Here is a 20,737-nt window from a genome sequence, read left to right on the forward strand (position 1 = left end):
TCTCAGCCCTCCAATACGGTCCGTCGCTCCTCGAGCTCGAGCCATTTCAGCTCAGCTGTTTCCAGCTCACCTTTCTTGGCGACGAGGAGGGCACTTGCTTTCTCGAACTTCGCCGGGTCGCGGGCATAGAGGTTGGGGTCGGCGAGCGCGTTCTCGATCGTCTTCACCTCGGCCTCAAGAGTGGTCATGCGGTCGGCCACCTGGTCGAGGGCCCGCTGGTCCTTCGACGACCAGCGCTCCGTCTCCGTTTTCGGCGCGACCTTCGCGGCCGGTTTCGGTTTAACCTCTACGGCATGGCGTTCGGCGGCCTTGCGCTGGTCGAGATAATCGGAATAGCCGCCGGGATATTCTTCCACCACCCCGTCGCCCTCGACCGCGATGATCGAGGTAGCGAGGCGGTCGAGGAAATCACGGTCATGACTGACCACGATGACGGTGCCGTCGAAATCGCCCAGCACATCCTGCAGCAGATCCAGCGTATCCATGTCGAGATCGTTGGTCGGCTCGTCGAGGATGATGAGATTGGCCGGCTGCGCGAACAGCTTGGCCAGCAGCAGGCGCGCCCGCTCGCCGCCCGAGAGCGCCTTGACCGGCATGGTGGCCTGCTTCTCGTCGAACAGGAAGTCACGCAGATAGGCCACCACATGGCGCGAACGACCCTGGGCGATGATGGAATCGCCACCGCCCGATGCCAGGGTCTGCCACAAGGTCTTGTCGAGATCGAAGCTTTCGCGCCTTTGGTCGAGATAGAGCGGTGTCACATTGGTGCCGAGCTTCAGCTTGCCGGCATCGGCTGCGATTTCGCCGGTCAGGATCTTGATGAGCGTGGTCTTGCCGGCGCCGTTAGGCCCGATGATGCCGATGCGGTCGCCGCGCTGGATGCGGGTGGAGAAATCCTTGGCGATGAGACGTGGCGTGCCATCGGGCCTGGTGAAGGTCTTCGAGATCTTCTCCGCCTCGATCACCATCTGGCCGCCTTGCACCGCCTCGCCCAGTTCCAGCTTGGCGCGGCCGATGGCACGCAGGGCCTCGGCCCGTTCCTTGCGCAGCGCCATGAGTCCGCGGCGGCGTCCTTCGTTGCGAGAGCGCCGTGCCGTGACGCCACGCGCCATCCAATATTCTTCCTGCTCGATCTTCTTTTCCAGGCGCCGCGCCTCGGCCGCTTCCTGCGCCATGATGTTGGCCGACCATTCCTCGAAGCCGGCAAAGCCGCCATCCATCTCGAACATGCGACCACGATCCAGCCACAGCACGCGCCTTGAGAGGGCATTCAGGAAGGTGCGGTCGTGACTGATCATCAGGATGCCGCCGCTGAAGGCGGAAAGCTCCTGTTCCAGCCACTCGATTGTGGGGAGATCGAGATGGTTGGTGGGCTCATCGAGCAGCAGGATTTCAGGTTCCGCCACCAGGGCCCGCGCCATGGCCGCCCGGCGCCCCTCGCCGCCCGACAAGGTCGCCGTGTCGCGCCTGGCATCGAGATCGAGATGATCGAGCACCCGGGCAATGCGATAATCATCCTCGTCGGCGCCCGGCAGCGCCGCGGTCACGAATTTCGCCACCGACCCGCCGCCCGAGAGGTCCGGGCTTTGCGAGAGATAGCCGATGCGCGTGCCGGGCTGCAGGAACCGGGTCCCCCCATCGAGATCGATTGCGCCGGCCAAGGCCTTGAGAATGGTCGATTTTCCGGAACCGTTGGCGCCTACCAGCGCCACCCGCTCGCCCTTGCCCAGGGTCAGTGTGATGCCAGAAAAGAGCGGCTTGCCGCCGAAAGTGATGGCGGCGTCGCGAAGGGCTACGAGCGGTGGTGCGGGCGGCATGCGGTCAATCGATTTCGAGAAATGGGAAGCTGCCGGCTGACCTACTTGATGCCGCGCTCCTTGGCAATCCTGTCATAGGCGGCGTTGAGCGTCGCCACCTTCTCATTGGCTAGGTCCACGAACTCCGCTGGCAACCCTTGCGCCATCAGCTTGTCGGGATGATTTTCCCGCATCAGGCGCCGCCAGGTTGCCCGAATCTCCTCATCCGACTGCTCGCGCCTGACACCCAGCACGGTGTAGGGATCCGCGAGATCGGCACCGACATTGACCTCGCGCAGGCGCGCGAAATCGGCGTCGGAAAAACCAAAGATGCGCGCCACTTCGTGAATGAAGAGGATTTCCGATTCATGCACCTCGCCATCGGCGCGGGCGATGTGGAACAGGCCGTCGATCAGTTCCTCCAGCACCGGGTGGCGCTGGTCGAACATGTTGGCCAGTTGCCGCGCATAGGCATCGAAACCGGCGACGTCGCGCTTGGCCTGGTCGAAGACGCGGGCCACATTGTTGATCTCGTCCGGGGGAATCTTGAAAACCTGCTTGAAGGCCGCAACTTCCGACCGGCTCACCGTCCCGTCGGCCTTGGCCATTTTGGCCCCCAGCGCGATGACGGCGATGGTGAAAGCGATCTCACGCGTCGCCCGCCGGTCGTCGGCCGTCGCCAGCGCGGGCTCTTCCTCCAGCTGCTTATCGATGGCATGCCCGGCCAAGGCGCCAAGAAGCGCGCCCAAAGGCCCGCCCAACGCGAAGAAACCGGCCGCCCCGCCGATGATCTTGCCCCAAATGCTCATATCGCCTGGAAATGCTTGTTTGGCATGATTGGGGAAACCATAGCCAGCAGTGCCCCCGATTGCCAGTGCAGGCGACGCCGCAGGGGTATGCGCGGCAACTTTACCCCCGATTGTCTTCCCCCAGGATGAAAGCCGCCCCCTTCTCCGCCACCATCATGGTGGGCGCGTTGGTATTGGCGGAGGGGATGGCGGGGAAGATCGCGGCGTCAATGACGCGCAGGCCATCGAGACCATGCACCCGGAGGCGTGCGTCGACTACCGAATCCGCGGCATTCGGACCCATGCGGCAGGTGCCGGACGGGTGGAAGATCGAATAGGTCGATTCCTTGATATAGGCGGCGAACTCGGCATCCGATTGCGCGGCGCGGCCGGGTTTCGTTTCCGAGCGGATGATGGCGCCCAGCGCCTTGGTGCGCGCCAGGCGGCGCATCAAATTGGCACCTTCGATCAGTTCGGCCATGTCGTCGGGATGCTGCAGCAGATTGGGCTGGATCTCAGGGGCAACGCCCGCCTCCTTGCTGCGCAGGCGCAAGTAACCACGGCTTTTCGGGCGGCACGGCGAGACGCTCAGAGAGAAGGATGGCGTCGAGCGGACGATCATCAACTCGCGGCTCTCCGGCGTCACTTTTTCGTAAGAGAGCGGACAGAAATAGAGCTGCAGATTCGGCCGGTCATGGGCCGGCGACGAGCGTACGAAGCCGCCCGCCTGGTTGAGGCTCATGGAAAGGGGGCCACGCCGCAGCAGAGCATATTGCATGCCCGCCTTGATGCGCCCGGCCCAATTGCCCAGCACCGAATTGAGAGTCGGCACCGTCGCTTCGAAATAATGGTCATAGCAGACATGATCGAGGAGGTTCCGCCCCACCGCCGGCAAATCCAGCTTCACCTCGATCCCAAGCGCCCGCAATTCCTCGGCAGGACCGATGCCGGAGAGGAGCAGCAGTTGCGGCGAACCGATCGCCCCAGCGGACAGGATCACCTCGCGCTGGGCGCGGACCTCCGTGACGACCCCGTCGCGGCGATAGCTGAGGCCGGCGACGCGTTTTCCCTCGACGATCAGCTTCAGCACATGGGCGCCGGTGACGACCTGCAGATTGGGCCGCTTCAGCGCGGGCCTGAGATAGGCCTTGGCCGAGGAATGGCGCTGCCCCTTCCGCGTGTTGATCTGGTAATGGCCGACACCCTCCATCTCGGCGCCATTGAGATCCTGAAGATGCTTGAAACCCAGTTCCTCGGCGGCGCGAAAGAAGCTGTGGCAGATCGGATGCGCATCGCGGCCGATCTGCGACACATGCATCGGCCCATCGCCGCCATGGAGCTCGCTCTCCCCGAAATCGTGAGTCTCCATCTTTTTGTAGAAGGGCAGCACGTCGCGCCAGCCCCAGCCCTGATTGCCGGCGGCCTCCCAGCCGTCATAATCGGCGGCCTGGCCGCGTGCGAAGACCATGGCGTTGATCGAGCCCGACCCGCCCAGCACCTTGCCGCGCGGATAGTAGACGATCCGATTATCCAGCGACGGCACCGGCGCGCTGTTGAACATCCAATTGACCTTGGGGTCGAGATAGGTGTGCGCATAGCCGACCGGCACGTCGATGTCGAAACGGCGGTCGCTGGGGCCGGCCTCGATCAGCAGCACCTTGTGCCGCCCGTTCTCGGCAAGGCGCGCCGCCATCACGCAGCCGGCCGAGCCGCCGCCGACGATCACGAAATCAGCATTGTTCAAATCACTTGCCATGGGATCTCCGTCGGCGCCTGGCCGGCTTGTCTGAAAGGGGATGATTGTTCCGGGCCGCTTCCTGCGCCAATTCCTGGCGCAGCCAATCGCTGAACAACAGCGCTTCGGCGCGGGGTGCCTCGAAATTCTGCGGGGTCAGGAGATAGTGCGACTGGTCGTGCGGGAGCTCGATGCCAGGCACACGCCGGACGCGGCCGCTGGCCTCGAAGGCCGTCGCAAAGCGCGACAAAACCAGCGCCGCGCCATGGCCTGAGGCCACGATTTCGAGGGCGGCGAGGCTGGTATCAACCGTGATGCCGGCGCCACCTTTGGGCAGCACCATGCCGGCCGATTCAAACAGATGCAGCCAGTCGCTCTCGACCCCCATGATCTGGATCATCTGCGCGCTGTCGATGTCGCGCACCGATTTGATGGGCGAGTCCGGTGCAGTCACCAACACGATCGGATCGTTGACCAGCAATTGCGCGGCCGAGCCCGGCCAGTTGCCATAGCCGAAGCGGATGTCGACATCGGTCTTGTCGGTGGGCAGCGCGTCGGCCCAGATCGCCGAAAAGAGCCGCAGTCGGATGCCGGGATGGGCGCGGGCAAATCCGCTGAGGCGCGGCGTCAGCCACAAGACGGCGAAGGAGACCGGTACGCGGATATTTAGAACAGCCTCTCCTTCCGGGCCGAAGATGCTGAGCGTCGCAATCGAGAGTTCACTGAAGGATTGGCGTACCGGCACCAGATAGGCCTTGCCGAGATCGGTGAGGCGCAGGCCGCGCGGCAGGCGCTCGAACAGCGGATAGCCCAGCATCTGCTCCAACGCGCGCATCTGATAGCTGACCGCGGCCGAGGTGAGGCCCAGTTCGCTGGCGGCAGTCGCAAACGACCCCCGCCGCGCCGCCGCCTCGAAGGCGCGCAACCAGGGCAAGGGCGGCAGGTGGTAGGACATCGACGAATCCCAAGCGACAAATGAATTTAGGCCTTAGGCCAATAATACATCGTTTGATTTTATACGCTGTCAAGCGCGGAATAGCCCCAGCCGCCAGTCCCCGCCGTGCCTTTCATAAGGCCGCCGCGGCTGGTGCGCCAATGCAGAAACGGCAACCTCAGGGGAGAAAAGCTCCATGGATATCAAGTCGATGACCCGCCTCGCGGCGACGGGCAAGATGTCGCGCCGCGATTTCGTGCAACTGGCCATCGCGGCCGGCATCAGTGCCGCCGCCGCCCAGACCATGTTCACCAAGGCCGCCCGCGCCGAGCCCAAAAAAGGCGGACTGTTCCGTGTGGCGCTGGGCAGCGGCTCGACCACCGATACGCTCGACGCGGCGACCTTCCCGGACACGTTCAACGGCGTCTTCGGCTGGGGCTCGCTCCGCTCCAGCCTCACCGAGGTTTCCGCCACGGGCGAAATCGTCGGCGATGCGGCGGAAAGCTTTGAAGCCTCGAAAGATGCCAAGACCTGGGTCTTCACGCTGCGGAAGGGCGTCGAATTCCATTCCGGCAAGTCGCTGACTGCCGATGACGTCGTGGCCTCGATCAATCATCATCGTTCAGAAGACTCGAAATCAGCCGCCAAATCGCTGCTGGCAACAGTCAAGGACATCAAGGCCGACGGCCAGGACAAGATCGTCGTCACCTTGAGCGACGGCAATGCCGACTTCCCCTATGTCGTCTCCGACTATCACTTGCCGATGATGCCGGGCAAGGACGGCAAGGCCGATTGGCAATCGGGCGACGGCACCGGTCCCTATGCCATGACCGCCTTCGAGCCCGGCGTGAAGGCCACGGGCAAGCGCTTTGCCAATTACCATCGCGACACCTATTTCGACGAGATCGAGATCCGTTCGATCGGCGATGTGGCGGCCCGCTCCAACGCACTCACCACCGGCGAAGTCGACTATATCGACCGCGTCGATCTCAAAACCGTCGATCGTATGGCCAGTGGCGGCAATATCGGCATTTCCGAGGTCAGCGGCTTTGCCCATTATGTGGCGCCGATGATCTGCACCATGGCGCCCTTCGACAACAAGGACGTCCGCCTCGCCCTCAAATACGCGATCGACCGCGAGGAGATCGTGAAGAAGGTATTGCGCGGCCATGGTTCGGTCGGCAATGACAACCCGATCGCTGCCGGCGTCCCCTTTTCCCACGACCCCGCAACCAAGCACACCTTCGATCCCGAGAAGGCCAAGTTCCACCTGAAGAAGGCCGGCCTCACCTCGCTCAAGGTCGACCTCTCGGCCTCCGACGCCGCCTTCTCCGGTGCCATCGACGCCGCCCAGCTGATGAAGGAATCGGCGGCCAAATGCGGCATCGACATCAACGTTATCCGCGAGGCCGAAGACGCCTATTGGGATGCGGTCTGGATGAAGAAGGCCTGGTGCCTGTCCTATTGGTCGGGCCGACCGACGGCCGACCTGATGTTCACCACGGCTTATGCAGCCGACGCCGCCTGGAATGACAGCTTCTGGAAAAACGACCGCTTCAACGAGCTGCTGGTGGCGGCCCGGGCCGAGCTCGACCAGACGAAGCGCGCCGCCATGTATGCCGAAATGCAGGATATCGTCGCCGACGATGGCGGCGTGCTGGTCCTGATGTTCTATAATTACATGAACGCATTCGCTAAAACCGTTGCACATGGCGATGTCGTCGCTCCAAACTGGGATGTCGACGGCATGAAGATCACCCAGCGCTGGTGGTTCGCCTAAACGACCCGAATGACCGGTTGCGGGCCGATCGGTTGTGCGGCCCGCAACCGCCCTTTTTCGCGCGAGAAGACAGCCACTCCATGAAAATCGCCGGTCTCAAGACATTCGTTGTCGGCAATCCGCCGCCTTCTTTCGGTGGCCAGTACTTCATCTTCGTCAAGCTCGTGACCGATGACGGGATCGAGGGCGTGGGCGAGGTCTACGGCACCGCCTTCGGCCCGAAGACCATGGTCGCCGCCATCGAGGACATGTATCAGCGCTATGTCGAAGGGATGGACCCCTTCCATATCGAAAAATTGTGGCGCCTCGCCTACGGTTCCGGCTATACGCTGCGCCCCGATGTCACCGCGATGAGCGTGCTGTCGGCAATCGAGATCGCCCTCTGGGACATCAAGGGCAAGGCCACCGGCAAGCCTGTCTATGAATTGCTGGGCGGCCGGGTGCATGAGCGCCTGCGCTCCTACACCTATATCTATCCTGACATCGCCAACGGCCAGGACAGCTCCATCTACTGGAACCCCGAGGCTTCGGCCGAGCGCGCCGCGCATTATGTAAAGATGGGCTTTACCGGCATCAAATTCGACCCGGCGGCCCCCTATTCGCCCTTCGACCCCCGACAGCCCTCGCTGGAATCGATGGATCTATGTGAGAAGTTCTGCCGGCTGATCCGCGAAGCGGTGGGCGCGAAGGCCGATCTCCTCTTCGGGACCCATGGCCAGTTCACCACCTCGGGCGCCATCCGCTTCGCCCAGCGCCTGGAGAAGTATCAGCCGCTCTGGTTCGAGGAACCGACCCCGCCGGAAAAGCCGGAGGAGATGGCCCTGGTCGCCCGCGGCACCTCGATCCCCATCGCCACCGGCGAGCGGCTGGTGACGAAATACGAGTTCGCCCGCGTGCTGGAATGCCGTGCCGCCTCGATCCTGCAGATGCAGGTGGGCCGTGTCGGTGGCTTGCTGGAAGCCAAGAAGATCACCTCGATGGCCGAAGCCTATTACGCCCAGATCGCACCGCATCTTTATGCGGGGCCGGTCATCGGCATGGCCAATGTGCATCTGGCCGCCGCCAGCCCCAACTTCCTCATCCTCGAGAGCATCGAGACCTGGGGCGGCTTCCATGGCAAGATCATCAAGAAGCCGGTGCAATGGGAAGCCGGTTACGTCATCCCGCCCACCGAACCCGGGCTGGGCATCGAACTCGATGAAGACGTCGCCCGCGCCCATCCTTACACGGGCAAGAACCTGCATCTGGAGATGACCAACAAGGTCATCCAATAGAAACCAAACGGGGAGGCATCATGCGTTACGGATTCATCGGGCTCGGCCATATCGGCCGCTATCTGGCAATGAGCCTGCAGCGCAAGGGCTTCCCCCTCATCGTTCACGATCTCAGGAAGGAAGCAGCACAGCCGGTCCTCGATCTTGGCGCCGGATGGGCCGATTGCCCGCGCGCGCTGGCCGAGCAGGTCGATACCGTCATCACCTGCCTGCCCTCGCCCGGCGCCACGCAGGAAGTGCTTGCCGACAAGGACGGCATCCTCGCCGGCCTCGCGGAAGGCGGGCATTGGATCGAGATGGGAACCCTGGGCCGCGACGAAATCCTGCGTTTTGCCGAATTGGCCAGGCAGCATGGCGTGCGCACGATGGAATCGCCCATCACCGGCGGCATCCATCTGGCTGCGAGCGGCGATGTGACGGTGCTGGCCGGCGGCGACAAGGATATGTTCGATACCCATCTGCCGGCGTTGAAGGCCATGGGGTCGCAGATTTTCCATATGGGTCCATTGGGCTCGGCGGCGGTGATCAAGGTGATCACCAACATGCTGGCCTTCATTCATTTGAAGGCCGTGGGTGAGGCCTTGATGCTGGCCAAACGCGGTGGCCTCGATCTCGCCCAGGCCTATCACGCCATCGCCGCCAGTTCCGGCAACAGCTTCGTCCACGAGACGGAGGGCCAGCTCATCCTCAACGGCTCCTATGATATCGGCTTTTCGATGGACCTCGCCCTCAAGGATCTGGGCTTTGCCTTAGGATTCGGCCGGGAGTTCGGCGTGCCGCTGGAACTGGCCTCGATCACCAATCAGACCTATGTCGAAGCCAAGGCGGTCTATGGCGGCAAGGCCGAATCGCCGATGATCGTGAAGCTGCTCGAGGATGCGCTGAAGACCGATCTGCGCGCACCGGGTTTCCCGGCGAAATTGCTCTGAGAAGGCCCCTCACCCCAACCCCTCGCTCCAAAGGGGCGCGGGGCTTTTCACAACAACTCCCTTCCAATCCGCTGCGCCTCCTTCTGCAACAGCGCCAACAAGCGCGGCCGGCGTGCGGTACCGAACCTGGCACTTGGTCCATGCAGGCTCAAGGTCGCGCGAATCTTTCCGCCTTGGTCGATGATCGGCACCGCGAGTGCCACGGTGTCGGCGGTGTATTCGTCCTCTTCTGTCGCATAGCCGGCTTTCCGAATCTTGGCGAATTCCTTTTCTAGGCGCTTGGCGTCGCCAATCGTCTTCTGCGTCGTCTTCGTATAGGTGAGCGCCGCAAGCAACTGGCGCTGCGCCTCATCCGACGAAAAGGCGAGGAAGCACTTCCCCGACGCCGTGCCGTGCATGGGTAGATCGCGGCCTTTGAGCGGCGTCGCCTTCAGGAACACCTCGCCTTCAAGGCTTTCGACCACGACCATGGTGGTGGCAGAGGGGACCAGCAGATTGACCATCTCGCCCGATTGTTGGCAGAGGCGCACCAGCGCCGGCCGGGCGAGCGCGATGATGTCGAGCCGCGCCTCGACCTTGCGGCCCAATTGCAGCAAGCGCGGCCCCAGCCGGTAGCGCCCGCGCTTCCCCACCTGTTCGGCAAGCTTGAGTGCCACCAGACTCTGCAGCAAGGTCAGCGCGGTCACAGATTTCAAGCCCGTGCGGGCGACCACATCCTGCAGGCGCTGACCCTCCGCCGGGTCGCGGGCAAGCGCCTCCAGAATCTGGTCGGCGCGGGCGAGGGATTGGATTCGGACCTGTTTCATGGCTTCATATTCTACAATGTAGAATAATTGTCACTAACGCGTTTGAGCTTGGGCACCGCCCGTGATCTTCTCTGCCCCATCGCCAGCAAAGCCGGAGTTTCACATCATGTCGCTGCACTTCACCCGGGACGAATTCGCCGCCCGCCGCAAGGCCACCATCGCCGCCCTCGAAGCGCGCGGCCTTTCCGGCCTGCTCATGTTCCGGCAGGAGAGCATGTATTATCTTTCCGGCTACGACACGTTCGGCTACGTCTTTTTCCAATGCTATTTCCTCGGCGCCGACGGCCGCCAGTTCCTGCTGACCCGGGCGCCGGACCTCCGGCAGGCCCAACTCACCTCCGACATTGCCGACATCCGAATCTGGGTCGATGGGCCGGAGGCCAATCCGTCCGCCGAACTCAAGAACATGCTGAAGGACTGGGGCCTCTCGGGCAAAAAGCTCGGCGTCGAATGGGATTCCTATGGGCTCACCGCCAGGAACGGCATGCGGCTGCAAGCAGCCTTCGACGGTTTCGCGACCCTGATCGATGCCAGCGACATCGTCTCCCGGCAGCGGCTGGTGAAGTCTGCATCTGAAATCGCCTATGTCGAGAAGGCGGCACATCTTGCGGATCTCGCCCTGGATGAAGCACACAGGCTGACGGCGCCGGGCGTTTCGGAGGCGGAGATCCTGGCCGCCATGCAGAGCATCATCATCCGCAATGACGGCGACGATCCCGCCAATGAATTCATCATCGGCTCGGGGCCGGAAGCTCTTCTGTGCCGCTACCATTCCGGCCGCCGCGTACTTGAAAAAGACGACCAGCTCACCCTCGAATTCGCCGGCGTGTTCCGCCACTACCATTCGGCGCTCATGCGCACAATCCCCATCGGCAAGGTGCCCGCGCGGCAAGTGGAAATGCACAAGGTCGCCGTCGATGCGCTCGAGGCCTGCAAGGCAGCGCTCATTCCCGGCCGCCCGATCGGCGAAGTGTTCGACGCCCACGCCAAGGTGCTGGACGCGGCCGGCTACCAGGCCTACCGGATGAACGCCACCGGCTACAGCCTCGGCACCACCTTCGCGCCGAACTGGATGGACTACCCGATGTTCTATCACGGCAATGCGGAACTGGCGGCGCCGAACCAGGTCTTCTTCATCCATCTCATCATCTTCGACAGCGAGCGCAATCTTGCGATGACGTCGGGGCAGACGGTGGTGGTGACGGAGACCGGCTGCCGCGTACTATCAAAGCGGTCGACCGACCTCGTCACGCGATAGTTTTTTTGCGTCATAGTCCGCGCAGGCGGACCATCCACGAGTTTCAACGAGACTGACGAAAGAAACTCGTGGATCCCCCGCCTATGCGGGGGATGACAAAATGAGGGATGGGCAAAGAACGTGACTGACACCTGGCAGTTCTGGATCGATCGCGGCGGCACCTTTACCGATATCGTGGCGAAGGCGCCGGACGGGCGACTCATCACCCATAAGCTGCTGTCGGAAAACCCGGAGCGGTACCGGGACGCGGCGATGGCGGGCATTCGGGCCATCCTGGGTCTTGCTGCGGACGCGGCGCTGCCAGGCAGCGTGGGCGCCATCAAGATGGGCACCACCGTCGCCACCAATGCCCTGCTCGAGCGCAAGGGAGAGGCCGTGGTGCTGGCCGTGACGAAGGGTTTCAAGGACGCCCTGCGCATCGCCTATCAGAACCGGCCGAAGATTTTCGCGCGCAAGATCGAGCTGCCGGAACTTCTGCACCGGGACGTGATCGAGATCGACGAGCGTATCGACACGAACGGGCAGGTGTTGAAAGGCCTCGACCTGGCCAAGGCGCGGGCCGATTTCAAGGCAGCCTATGACAAAGGCTACCGCGTCATCGCCATCCTGCTGATGCACGGTTTCCGCTATCATGCCCACGAGGCGGCGCTGAAGATCATCGCCGAGGAGACCGGTTTCACGCAGATCTCGGTGAGCCATGAAGTTTCGCCGCTGATGAAGCTGGTGAGCCGCGGCGATACCACGGTGGTCGATGCCTATCTTTCGCCCATCCTGCGGCGCTATGTCGACCAGGTGGCCGGCGAGATCGGCAACAAGACCACGCGCCTCATGTTCATGCAGTCGAATGGCGGCTTGACGGACGCGGCGAAGTTCCAGGGCAAGGACAGCATCCTTTCCGGCCCCGCCGGCGGCATCGTCGGCGCGGTGGAAACGGCCCGCCAGGCTGGCTTCAAGGAGATCATCGGCTTCGATATGGGCGGCACGTCGACCGATGTCTCGCATTTCAACGGCGAATTCGAACGCACTTACGAGGCGCAGGTGGCCGGGGTGCGCATGCGGGCACCGATGATGCTGATCCACACCGTGGCGGCGGGCGGCGGGTCGATCCTGCATTTCGACGGCAGCCGTTTCCGCGTCGGGCCCGATTCCGCCGGCGCCAATCCCGGACCGGCCAGCTATCGCCGTGGCGGGCCGCTGGCGGTGACCGATTGCAATGTCATGATGGGGCGCCTTAATCCCGATTTCTTCCCGCAGGTCTTCGGTCCCCACGGCGACCAGCCGCTCGACCGCGATGTGGTGGTGAAGAAGTTCGCGAGCCTTGCCCAGGAAATTGCCAAGGCGACCGGCAAGGCGGCAAAGCCGGAGGATGTGGCGGAAGGTTTCCTCGATATCGCGGTCGCCAACATGGCCAATGCGATCAAGGAAATCTCCATCCAACGCGGCTATGACGTCAGCAAATATGCGCTGGCCTGTTTCGGCGGGGCCGGTGGCCAGCATGCTTGCCGTGTCGCCGATGCACTCGGCATGACCCGGATATTCCTGCATCCGCTGGCCGGCGTATTGTCGGCCTATGGCATGGGCTTGGCCGATATGCGCGCCATTCGTCACAAGACGGTCGAGGCAGCGCTCGACCAGCATCTGGTGTCAGGCCTTGCCATCGAGTTTGACAGGATGGCGGAAGCGGCGCGCGCCGAGATCGCGACACAGGGCATCGCTGCGGAACAGATCGATATCCGCCGCCAGGTCCATGTCAAATATGCCGGAACGGACGCTTCGCTCATCACCGATTTCGGCAGCGCCCATGAAATCCAGGCGGGCTTCGAGGAAGCGCACCGCCAGCGTTACGGCTTCATCGTCCCGGCAAAGACATTGATTGTCGATTCGATCTCGGTCGAGGCGATCGGCAAGACGGAACAGGTGGCCGACCCGCTGCTGCCGGTGCGCGCGCAGGATGCCGCCCCGCTGGCACAGGTGCCGTTCTGGGCACATGGTGAGCGGCTTTCGGCGCCCGTCTATGACCGCGCGGACCTGCGCCCCGGCCAGCGCATCGATGGGCCGGCCATCATCCTGGAGCCGATTTCGACCAATGTGGTGGAACCCGGCTGGCGCGCGATTCTGAACGATCGCGGCCATCTGGTGATGGACCGCTACATCGTGGCGCAGCGCCGCCATGCAATGGGGACGGATGTCGACCCGGTGATGCTGGAGATTTTCAACAACCTTTTCATGTCCATTGCCGAGCAGATGGGTTCTACATTGGAGAAGACCAGCCATTCGGTGAACATCAAGGAGCGGCTCGATTTTTCCTGCGCGCTTTTTGATGCGCAGGGGCATCTCATCGCCAACGCGCCACATATGCCGGTGCATCTGGGCTCGATGGGCGAAAGCGTGGAGAGCGTCATACGCGCGCATCGCACCAAGGGCGGCGGCACCGACATGCGCCCGGGCGATGTCTATGTGCTGAACGCGCCCTATAACGGCGGCACGCATCTCCCCGACATCACGGTGGTGACGCCGGTCTTCGACGCGGCGGCGAAGAAGATCCTGTTCTACGTGGCGAGCCGCGGGCACCATGCCGATATCGGCGGCCTCACTCCCGGTTCCATGCCGCCCTACAGCAAGACGGTCGAGGAGGAAGGAATCCTCATCGACAATGTAAAGCTGGTCGATCGCGGCATCATGCTGGAGGCGGAGATGCGCAAGCTCCTGGGTAGCGGCAAATTTCCCGCGCGCAACATCGACCAGAACATCGCCGATCTCGGCGCGCAGGTGGCCGCCAATGAAAAGGGCGTCCAGGAGCTGCATCGCATGGTGGGGCAGTTCTCGCTGCCCGTGGTCCAGGCCTATATGAACCATGTGAAGGCCAATGCCGCCGAACAGGTCCGGCGCGTGCTCGACCGCCTGAAGGATGGCAGCTTCGCCTATGAGATGGATGATGGTGCCATGATCAAGGTCAGCGTCACCGTCGATCATCAGGCGCGGCGCGCCCGGATCGATTTCACCGGCACCTCGGCACAGCTTGCCACCAATTTCAACGCGCCGGCGGCGGTTGCCAAAGCCGCCGTGCTCTATGTCTTCAGAACGCTCATCGACGACGACATCCCGATGAACCAGGGCTGCCTCGATCCGCTCGACATCGTCATTCCGGAAGGGTCCATGCTGCGACCCAGATATCCGGCGGCGGTGGTTGCCGGCAATGTCGAAACCTCGCAATGCATCACCGATGCGCTCTATGGCGCTATGGGTGTCATGGCGGCGGCGCAGGGCACGATGAACAATTTCACCTTCGGCAATGCGCGCCATCAATATTACGAGACCATCGCCGGCGGTTCGGGTGCCGGGCCTGATTTCGACGGCACCGATGCCGTGCAGACCCACATGACCAATTCGCGCCTCACCGACCCGGAAGTGCTGGAATTTCGCTTCCCCGTGCTGCTGGAGGATTTCCATATAAGGCGCGGGAGCGGCGGCAAGGGCAAACATAAAGGCGGCGACGGCGTGGTGCGGCGGGTCCGGTTTCTGGAACAGATGACCGCCGGCATCCTCTCCGGCCACCGCCGCGTGGCGCCCTATGGGTTGGAGGGCGGCGGCGAGGGCGCTTTGGGCCGGAACAGCGTCATCCGTCGCGACGGGCGCGTGGAAACCCTCAACGGCACAGATGGGGCGGAATTGCAGCCGGGCGACGTCTTTTTGGTCGAGACGCCGGGCGGCGGCGGGTATGGTAGGGGTTGATAGATAGGGTCAGTGGTCGGACTGAAGGACCCCTCACCCCAACCCCTCTCCCCGCAAGCGGGGCGAGGGGCTTTTTGCGAAGTTCGGCGGGACCTCCCTCGCCCCACGAAGTGGGGAGAGGGTCGGGGTGAGGGGCCGCCTGGACAAGCTTTGAACTGACTGAGCTATTGAGGAACAGATCCATGACCGCTTTACCCGGCCGCCCACAGCGCAATCTGAACGTTTCCGGCCTCATCGAAGCCTTGCAGAAGGTGCTGAAACCCGATCAGGTTTCGACTAATGCCGGCATTCGCGACCGGCACGGGCATGACGAATCCTATCATGAGAGTCATGCACCAGACGTCGTGGTCTTTCCGGAGACGACCGAAGAGGTCTCGGCCATCGCCAAGGTGGCGGCGGAGTTCGGGGCACCCGTCATTCCCTTTGGTGTTGGCACGTCGCTGGAAGGTCATGTGGCGGCACTTGATGGCGGCATCAGCATCGATATGGGCCGCATGAACAAGGTGCTGGAAGTGAACGCCGACGATCTCGACGTGAAGGTCGAGGCCGGCGTCACGCGGAAAGCGCTCAACGCCTATATCAAGGATCAGGGCCTGTTCTTCCCGATCGATCCGGGGGCGGATGCCACGATCGGCGGCATGACGGCGACGCGCGCCAGCGGCACCAATGCCGTGCGCTACGGCACCATGCGCGAGAATGTGCTGGGCCTCACTGTCGTGCTGGCGGACGGACGCATCATCAAGACCGGCGGGCGGTCACGGAAATCGGCGGCGGGCTATGATTTGACGCGGCTCTTCGTCGGCTCGGAAGGCACGCTCGGCATCATCACCGAGATCCGCCTGCGCCTCTACGGTGTGCCCGAAGCGTTGGCGGCGGCGGTCGCGAATTTCCCCGATATCGGATCGGCGGTGAACACGGTCATCCGCACCATCCAGGCGGGTGTCCCCGTGGCGCGCATCGAATTGCTGGATGAAGTGCAGATCGACGCCATCAACAAATATTCCAAGCTCGATTTCGCCGTGCGGCCGACCCTGTTCTTTGAATTCCACGGCACCGAGGCGGGTGTTGCCGAGCAATCGGCGCTGGTGAACGAGATCGGCGCCGAATTCGGCATGAGCGATTTCAAATGGACCTCGAAGCCGGAGGACCGCAGCAAGATGTGGCAGGCGCGGCATGACGCCTTCTATGCCGGCCTAGCACTCAGGCCCGGCGCCAAGGGCTGGCCCACGGATGTCTGCGTGCCGATCTCACGCCTGGCCGATTGTATCCTGGAGACCAAGGCGGATGTCGCAGCCTCGGGCCTGCTCACGCCGCTGGTCGGCCATGTCGGCGACGGCAATTTCCATCTCTGCATCATCCTCAACCCCGACGATGCGGAGGAAGCAGCCCGCGCCCAGGCCTTGACCGACCGCCTCGCCCATCGCGCCATCGCCATGGGCGGCACCTGCACAGGCGAACACGGCATCGGCTTCGGCAAGATCGGGTTCCTGGAAGCCGAACACGGCTCGGCCGTCGCGGTGATGCGCCAGTTGAAGAGCACACTCGATCCGGACAACCGGATGAATCCGGGGAAGATTTTTAGGGCGTGATGGTGTAGCCCGTTCGCTTGCGCGCACCCCCACCCTAACCCTCCCCCTGAAGGGAGAGGGAATCTCATCGCGTTTGCTGCGACGTTAGCGCGAACTCTCTCAAGTCCCCTCTCCCTTCAGGGGGAGGGTTAGGGTGGGGGCTGCAGTAATGGAAGAGTGAGACTGAAACCGCCCCCTCACCCCTCCCCCCTGAAGGGGGGAGGGGTGAGGAAGAGATCAGATCGCCCTAGTCGCCTGTTCCAGCCAGGAAAGATCGCTGCCGCTGAGCTGTGGCGCCAAGGCTTCGCGGACGCGGGCGTGATAGGCGTTGAGCCAGGCGGTCTCTTCCGGCGTCAGCAGCTTCTTTTCGATCGCATTCAAATCGATCGGCGCCAGGGTCAGCGTTTCGAATTCGAGCCAACCCGGATGGTCTTTGCTCTCCTGCACCACGACCAGATTTTCGATGCGGATGCCGAATTCGCCTTCCTTGTAATAGCCGGGCTCGTTCGAGACGATCATGCCGGGTTCGAGCGGGGTCCGGTTCGGCACCTTGGAGATGCGCTGCGGGCCTTCATGCACGGACAAGTACGAGCCGACACCGTGGCCGGTGCCGTGATCGTAATCGAGGCCGGCATCCCAAAGCGGGCGGCGCGCCAGCGCATCGAGCGCCGAGCCGGTGGTGCCGCGCGGGAAGCGCGCGGTGCCCAGCGCGATATGGCCCTTCAAGACCCGGGTGAAGCATTCCTTCATTTCCTGGCTCGGTGTTCCCACCGCCACCGTGCGCGTGATGTCGGTGGTGCCGTCGAGATATTGCCCGCCGGAATCGATGAGATAGAGCGAGTTCACGGGAATCTCGCGCTGGGTTTCCGGCATCGCGTGGTAATGGCAGATGGCGCCGTTGGGGCCAGCCGCGGAGATGCTGTCGAAGGAGAGGTTGCGGAAGTAGTCATTACCGTGGCGGAACGCGGCCAGCTGATCCGAAGCCTCGATCTCCTTCAGGCCGCCTTTGGGCGCGCGACCCGAGAGCCAGGCGAGATAGCGCGCCACCGAGGCACCGTCACGGATATGAGCGTTGCGCGAGCCTTGCACCTCGACCGCGTTCTTGGCGGCCTTGGGCAAAGCGCAGATGCATTCGCCGACATTCACCTTGGCACCCGAAATGGTGAGCTTGTCATAGACCCATTCGCTGGCCGTCGCGGCATCGATGGTGACATGGGCCTTGGCCGCCCCCAGGGTTGCGAGGCCACCTTCAAACGCGTCGGGACTGGCCACGGCAACCTCGTTGCCAAGATGCGTGAGCGCCGCGGGGGTGAGCTTGCGGCGGTCCATATAGAGATCGACCCGGGCATCGTCATGCAGCACGGCAAAGCCCAGCGCGAAGGGCGTCCTCGGCACGTCCGCACCGCGGATGTTGAGGAGCCAGCAGAGCGAATCCGGGCCGGAGATGATTGCCGCGGCCTTCCCTTCCGCCTTCAGCTTGGCGGCCAGGCGACGGCGCTTTTCGGCCGACCCTTCGCCGGCGAATTTGATGTCATGCGGCAGGACGGGCGAGATGGGATCGGCCGGGCGGCCGGCCCAGATCTCATCCACCGGATTGCGGGCAACGGCCACCAGCTCGGCCCCGGCCCGTTTGGCGGCGGCCCGGAAACGGCCGGCCTGGTCAGGGGTGAAGAGCCTGGGATCGAAGCCGATCTTCTGCCCCGGCTTCGCTTCGGTGGCGATATAGGAATCGGCCGGCTCGGTGACGAGGTGTCTATATATATAGAGAGATGGGTCGACCTGATCCTTCACCTGGATCGTGTAGCGTCCGTCGACGAAGATCGCGGCCTTTTCCAGCAGCACCACGGCCATGCCGGCCGAACCGGTGAAGCCGCTGACGTAAGCGAGGCGCTCGGCGTTCTTGGGAACATATTCACCCTGATGATCGTCGGCACGGCCGATGATGAAACCTTGGAGCCCCTGCCGCTTCAGCGCCTCCCGGAGCAGGGTCAAGCGGGCAGCGACGGGCGGTGTGCGGGTTTCGTTTTCGCGTGATTCCTTTTCGCGGCGAAAGGCCTGGAGCTGGGCAACCAAGGCTGGGCTGGGGTTTTCGGCCACCAGATCGACCCAGGCTTCGGGCCGTTCGCCAGCAGGTGCGGCGCCGATCCCCGGCAAAAGTTCAGTAAGTGCGTTAACACTTAAGTGCGCCTGGTGCTTTTTGAGCAGGCCAGCCAGCGCTTCATCCCCTTGATAGGTCTCGCGGCAGGCTGAATCCGGGGAAGTTACCATGTCGATCTCCAAATTAACCATAAACACTGTGACAGCTAAGTCACTCTAACATCTTAATTACTTCTTAGTGATATGCATCACACTGCCATCTTGACCGTTTTGCATGCGCTGGCTGCATTGCTGCGATGCGGCGAAACCACTACTAAATGGGTCGGGTTATAGCTACATTCCGGCTGTCCGCGAAACACAAGTGATGGCAACGGTGCCATCTGAACTTAGAGCCGGATTGGAAGGTTACTATGAATCGGATCGTGATCAATCAGAACGTGACGTCGAACGTGGCGGTTTCGCCTGCCGTCACCCACCGCGAAATTGGCCTCGCCGCGTTTGCGCGCTTTGGCAAGGCCCTCGCCAACACGGCGCGCCGCATCTATGCGCGCACCCAGTTGGAAAATGAACTTTACGCCCTCGACGACCGGTCGCTCAACGACATCGGTGTCGGTCGTGGCTCGATCCCGGCTTTGGCCCGCGAAGCCCTCCCGGCTGGCGAAGATGGCGACCTGTTTGCCGAATTCAGCCGCCTGGTCGTCAACGGCGTGCTGCGCCCGGTGATCGACTGGAACCGCCGCCGCAAGGCGCGCGCCACCCTCCAGGCCCTCGACGACCGGCTGCTCGCCGATATCGGCCTCGCCCGTTATGAGATCGACGCCCATGTGGCTCGCCTCTCCGGCGCCATCAACGGTCCGCTGCCGGCGGCCGTCCAGGCGATGGAAGAGGACGTGACCGCGCCGCTCAAGGCTTGGTCTGCGGCCCGCGCCACGGTGAAGGAATTGTCGCGTCTCACGGATCGTCAGTTGATGGATATCGGCGTCATCCGCGGCGACATCGACGAACTGGCCGGCGATCTCGCCGAGCGTGGTCTGGTTGCCAACAGCAACCATGTTTCGACTCCGAAGGCCGCTTAAGACATATACTACTGAGTTTCCCCTAAGTAGTGCGCCGAAACGGCGGTCCGGGTAACCGGGCCGCCGTTTTGATTCTAGCGCCGCGCTTTACGCTTCAGGACCAGCACCGACCAATCGTTCTGGCGGATGCGGAAGTCGAGTTCCAAACCCACCGCCTGATGCGCCGCCAGCACGTCCTTCTCCTGCGTCTTCAGCAAGCCGGAAAGAATGGCGCGGCCATTGCGGGCGAGGTTCCGCGCGAGATCGGGTGCCAGCGAGATCAGCGGATTGGCAAGGATATTGGCGGTCACGAGATCATAGGGGCCGCCGTCGCGGATCGCCTTGGCGCGGTAGCCGTCCGAGGTCACGATGCGGATCTGCTTCTTTAGGCCGTTGATGGCGGCGTTCTCGCGCGCCACACGGACGGCGTCCTTGTCATTGTCGCCGGCCAGAATGGGCACATGGAACAGATGATGTGCCGCGAAGGCCAGGATGCCGGTGCCGGTGCCGACATCCAACGCCTTCTTCACCTTCATCGTTTTCGAGAGTTTCAGCAGCGCCTTGACGCAGCCGCTGGTGGTTTCGTGGCGCCCGGTCCCGAAGGCCATGCCGGCGTCGATCTCGAGCGGAATGGTCTTGCCCGGCGCCTTGCCCCGGTCATGTTCACCGTGGATGAAGAAGGGGCCCATTTTCAAAGGAGCGAGCCCCTTGCGGCTTTCCGCCAGCCAATCCTTGTCCGGCACCGGACCGATGGTGGCGGCCAGTTTGCCGAAGGGCTTCAGCGCGGCTTTCACGGCTGCGGCATTCGGCTTCGCCTGTCCGATCACTTCCATATGCCAGCCCTTGCCGCCATCGGTCTCGAAGCTCACCAGCGCCTCGCCGAAGGGTTCCAGCGCCTCCTCCAGCGCCAGGCGCCAGGCGGGCTCCGGCTTGAAGTCGAAATCGACATTGACCGAATAGAGTTTGGTTCTGGTCGTCATTGTTT

General features: G+C 63.1%; 14 protein-coding genes. 7 read left to right on the top strand and 7 right to left on the bottom strand.

Going from position 1 to position 20,737, the window contains the following annotated elements; genetic code table 11:
- Window positions 1-2 precede the first annotated feature (2 nt).
- The 4 genes from ACE3OA_RS06920 to ACE3OA_RS06935 all read right to left on the bottom strand — a co-directional run bounded on the left by ACE3OA_RS06920 (window position 3) and on the right by ACE3OA_RS06935 (window position 5,274).
- A complete protein-coding gene (locus ACE3OA_RS06920; RefSeq protein WP_374309338.1) occupies window positions 3-1,817 on the bottom strand; it encodes an ABC-F family ATP-binding cassette domain-containing protein in 1,815 nt (604 codons plus the stop codon).
- 41 nt (window positions 1,818-1,858) lie between these two features.
- The gene (locus ACE3OA_RS06925) at window positions 1,859-2,605 is read right to left on the bottom strand and encodes a TerB family tellurite resistance protein (protein WP_374309340.1); all 747 of its coding nucleotides are present in this window, start codon (window positions 2,603-2,605) and stop codon (window positions 1,859-1,861) included.
- A gap of 100 nt (window positions 2,606-2,705) precedes the next feature.
- On the bottom strand, window positions 2,706-4,340 hold the full coding sequence (locus tag ACE3OA_RS06930; RefSeq protein WP_374309342.1) for a GMC family oxidoreductase: 1,635 nt from the start codon (window positions 4,338-4,340) through the stop codon (window positions 2,706-2,708).
- Entirely contained in the window at window positions 4,330-5,274 is a 945-nt protein-coding gene (locus tag ACE3OA_RS06935; protein WP_374309344.1) for a LysR substrate-binding domain-containing protein, read from the bottom strand. The genes ACE3OA_RS06930 and ACE3OA_RS06935 overlap by 11 nt, the downstream gene beginning before the upstream one ends.
- A gap of 175 nt (window positions 5,275-5,449) precedes the next feature.
- Here ACE3OA_RS06935 and ACE3OA_RS06940 point away from each other — a divergent pair, with 175 nt between their 5' ends.
- From ACE3OA_RS06940 to ACE3OA_RS06950, 3 genes are all read left to right on the top strand, one after another.
- Window positions 5,450-7,033, top strand: coding sequence for an ABC transporter substrate-binding protein (locus ACE3OA_RS06940; RefSeq protein WP_374309346.1), 1,584 nt, complete (start codon window positions 5,450-5,452; stop codon window positions 7,031-7,033).
- A gap of 80 nt (window positions 7,034-7,113) precedes the next feature.
- Window positions 7,114-8,307 carry a mandelate racemase/muconate lactonizing enzyme family protein gene (locus ACE3OA_RS06945; protein ID WP_374309348.1) on the top strand — a complete coding sequence of 398 codons (1,194 nt, stop codon included), beginning with the start codon at window positions 7,114-7,116 and terminating at the stop codon, window positions 8,305-8,307.
- A 20-nt stretch (window positions 8,308-8,327) separates the two neighbouring features.
- On the top strand, window positions 8,328-9,236 hold the full coding sequence (locus ACE3OA_RS06950; RefSeq protein WP_374309350.1) for an NAD(P)-dependent oxidoreductase: 909 nt from the start codon (window positions 8,328-8,330) through the stop codon (window positions 9,234-9,236).
- A 47-nt stretch (window positions 9,237-9,283) separates the two neighbouring features.
- Here ACE3OA_RS06950 and ACE3OA_RS06955 read toward each other — a convergent pair whose 3' ends face one another.
- A complete protein-coding gene (locus tag ACE3OA_RS06955) occupies window positions 9,284-10,042 on the bottom strand; it encodes an IclR family transcriptional regulator (RefSeq protein ID WP_374309352.1) in 759 nt (252 codons plus the stop codon).
- Between the two features lie 106 nt (window positions 10,043-10,148).
- Here ACE3OA_RS06955 and ACE3OA_RS06960 point away from each other — a divergent pair, with 106 nt between their 5' ends.
- The 3 genes from ACE3OA_RS06960 (at window position 10,149) to ACE3OA_RS06970 (ending at window position 16,621) form a co-directional block, all read left to right on the top strand.
- The gene (locus tag ACE3OA_RS06960; RefSeq protein WP_374309354.1) at window positions 10,149-11,300 is read left to right on the top strand and encodes a M24 family metallopeptidase; all 1,152 of its coding nucleotides are present in this window, start codon (window positions 10,149-10,151) and stop codon (window positions 11,298-11,300) included.
- Between the two features lie 120 nt (window positions 11,301-11,420).
- Window positions 11,421-15,032, top strand: a complete 3,612-nt coding sequence (locus ACE3OA_RS06965; RefSeq protein ID WP_374309356.1) for a hydantoinase B/oxoprolinase family protein — start codon at window positions 11,421-11,423, stop codon at window positions 15,030-15,032.
- Between the two features lie 182 nt (window positions 15,033-15,214).
- The gene (locus tag ACE3OA_RS06970; protein ID WP_374309358.1) at window positions 15,215-16,621 is read left to right on the top strand and encodes an FAD-binding oxidoreductase; all 1,407 of its coding nucleotides are present in this window, start codon (window positions 15,215-15,217) and stop codon (window positions 16,619-16,621) included.
- A 216-nt stretch (window positions 16,622-16,837) separates the two neighbouring features.
- Here the strand turns inward: ACE3OA_RS06970 and ACE3OA_RS06975 are convergent, their stop codons facing one another.
- A complete protein-coding gene (locus ACE3OA_RS06975; RefSeq protein ID WP_374309360.1) occupies window positions 16,838-18,868 on the bottom strand; it encodes an aminopeptidase P family protein in 2,031 nt (676 codons plus the stop codon).
- A 239-nt stretch (window positions 18,869-19,107) separates the two neighbouring features.
- Between ACE3OA_RS06975 and ACE3OA_RS06980 the strand changes: the two genes are divergently transcribed.
- Window positions 19,108-19,773, top strand: a complete 666-nt coding sequence (locus ACE3OA_RS06980) for a DUF1127 domain-containing protein (protein WP_374309362.1) — start codon at window positions 19,108-19,110, stop codon at window positions 19,771-19,773.
- Between the two features lie 74 nt (window positions 19,774-19,847).
- Here the strand turns inward: ACE3OA_RS06980 and ACE3OA_RS06985 are convergent, their stop codons facing one another.
- Window positions 19,848-20,732, bottom strand: coding sequence for a 50S ribosomal protein L11 methyltransferase (locus ACE3OA_RS06985; RefSeq protein WP_374309364.1), 885 nt, complete (start codon window positions 20,730-20,732; stop codon window positions 19,848-19,850).
- Window positions 20,733-20,737 lie beyond the last annotated feature (5 nt).

Source organism: Dongia sp. (assembly GCF_041906375.1).
GTDB lineage: Bacteria > Pseudomonadota > Alphaproteobacteria > Dongiales > Dongiaceae > Dongia.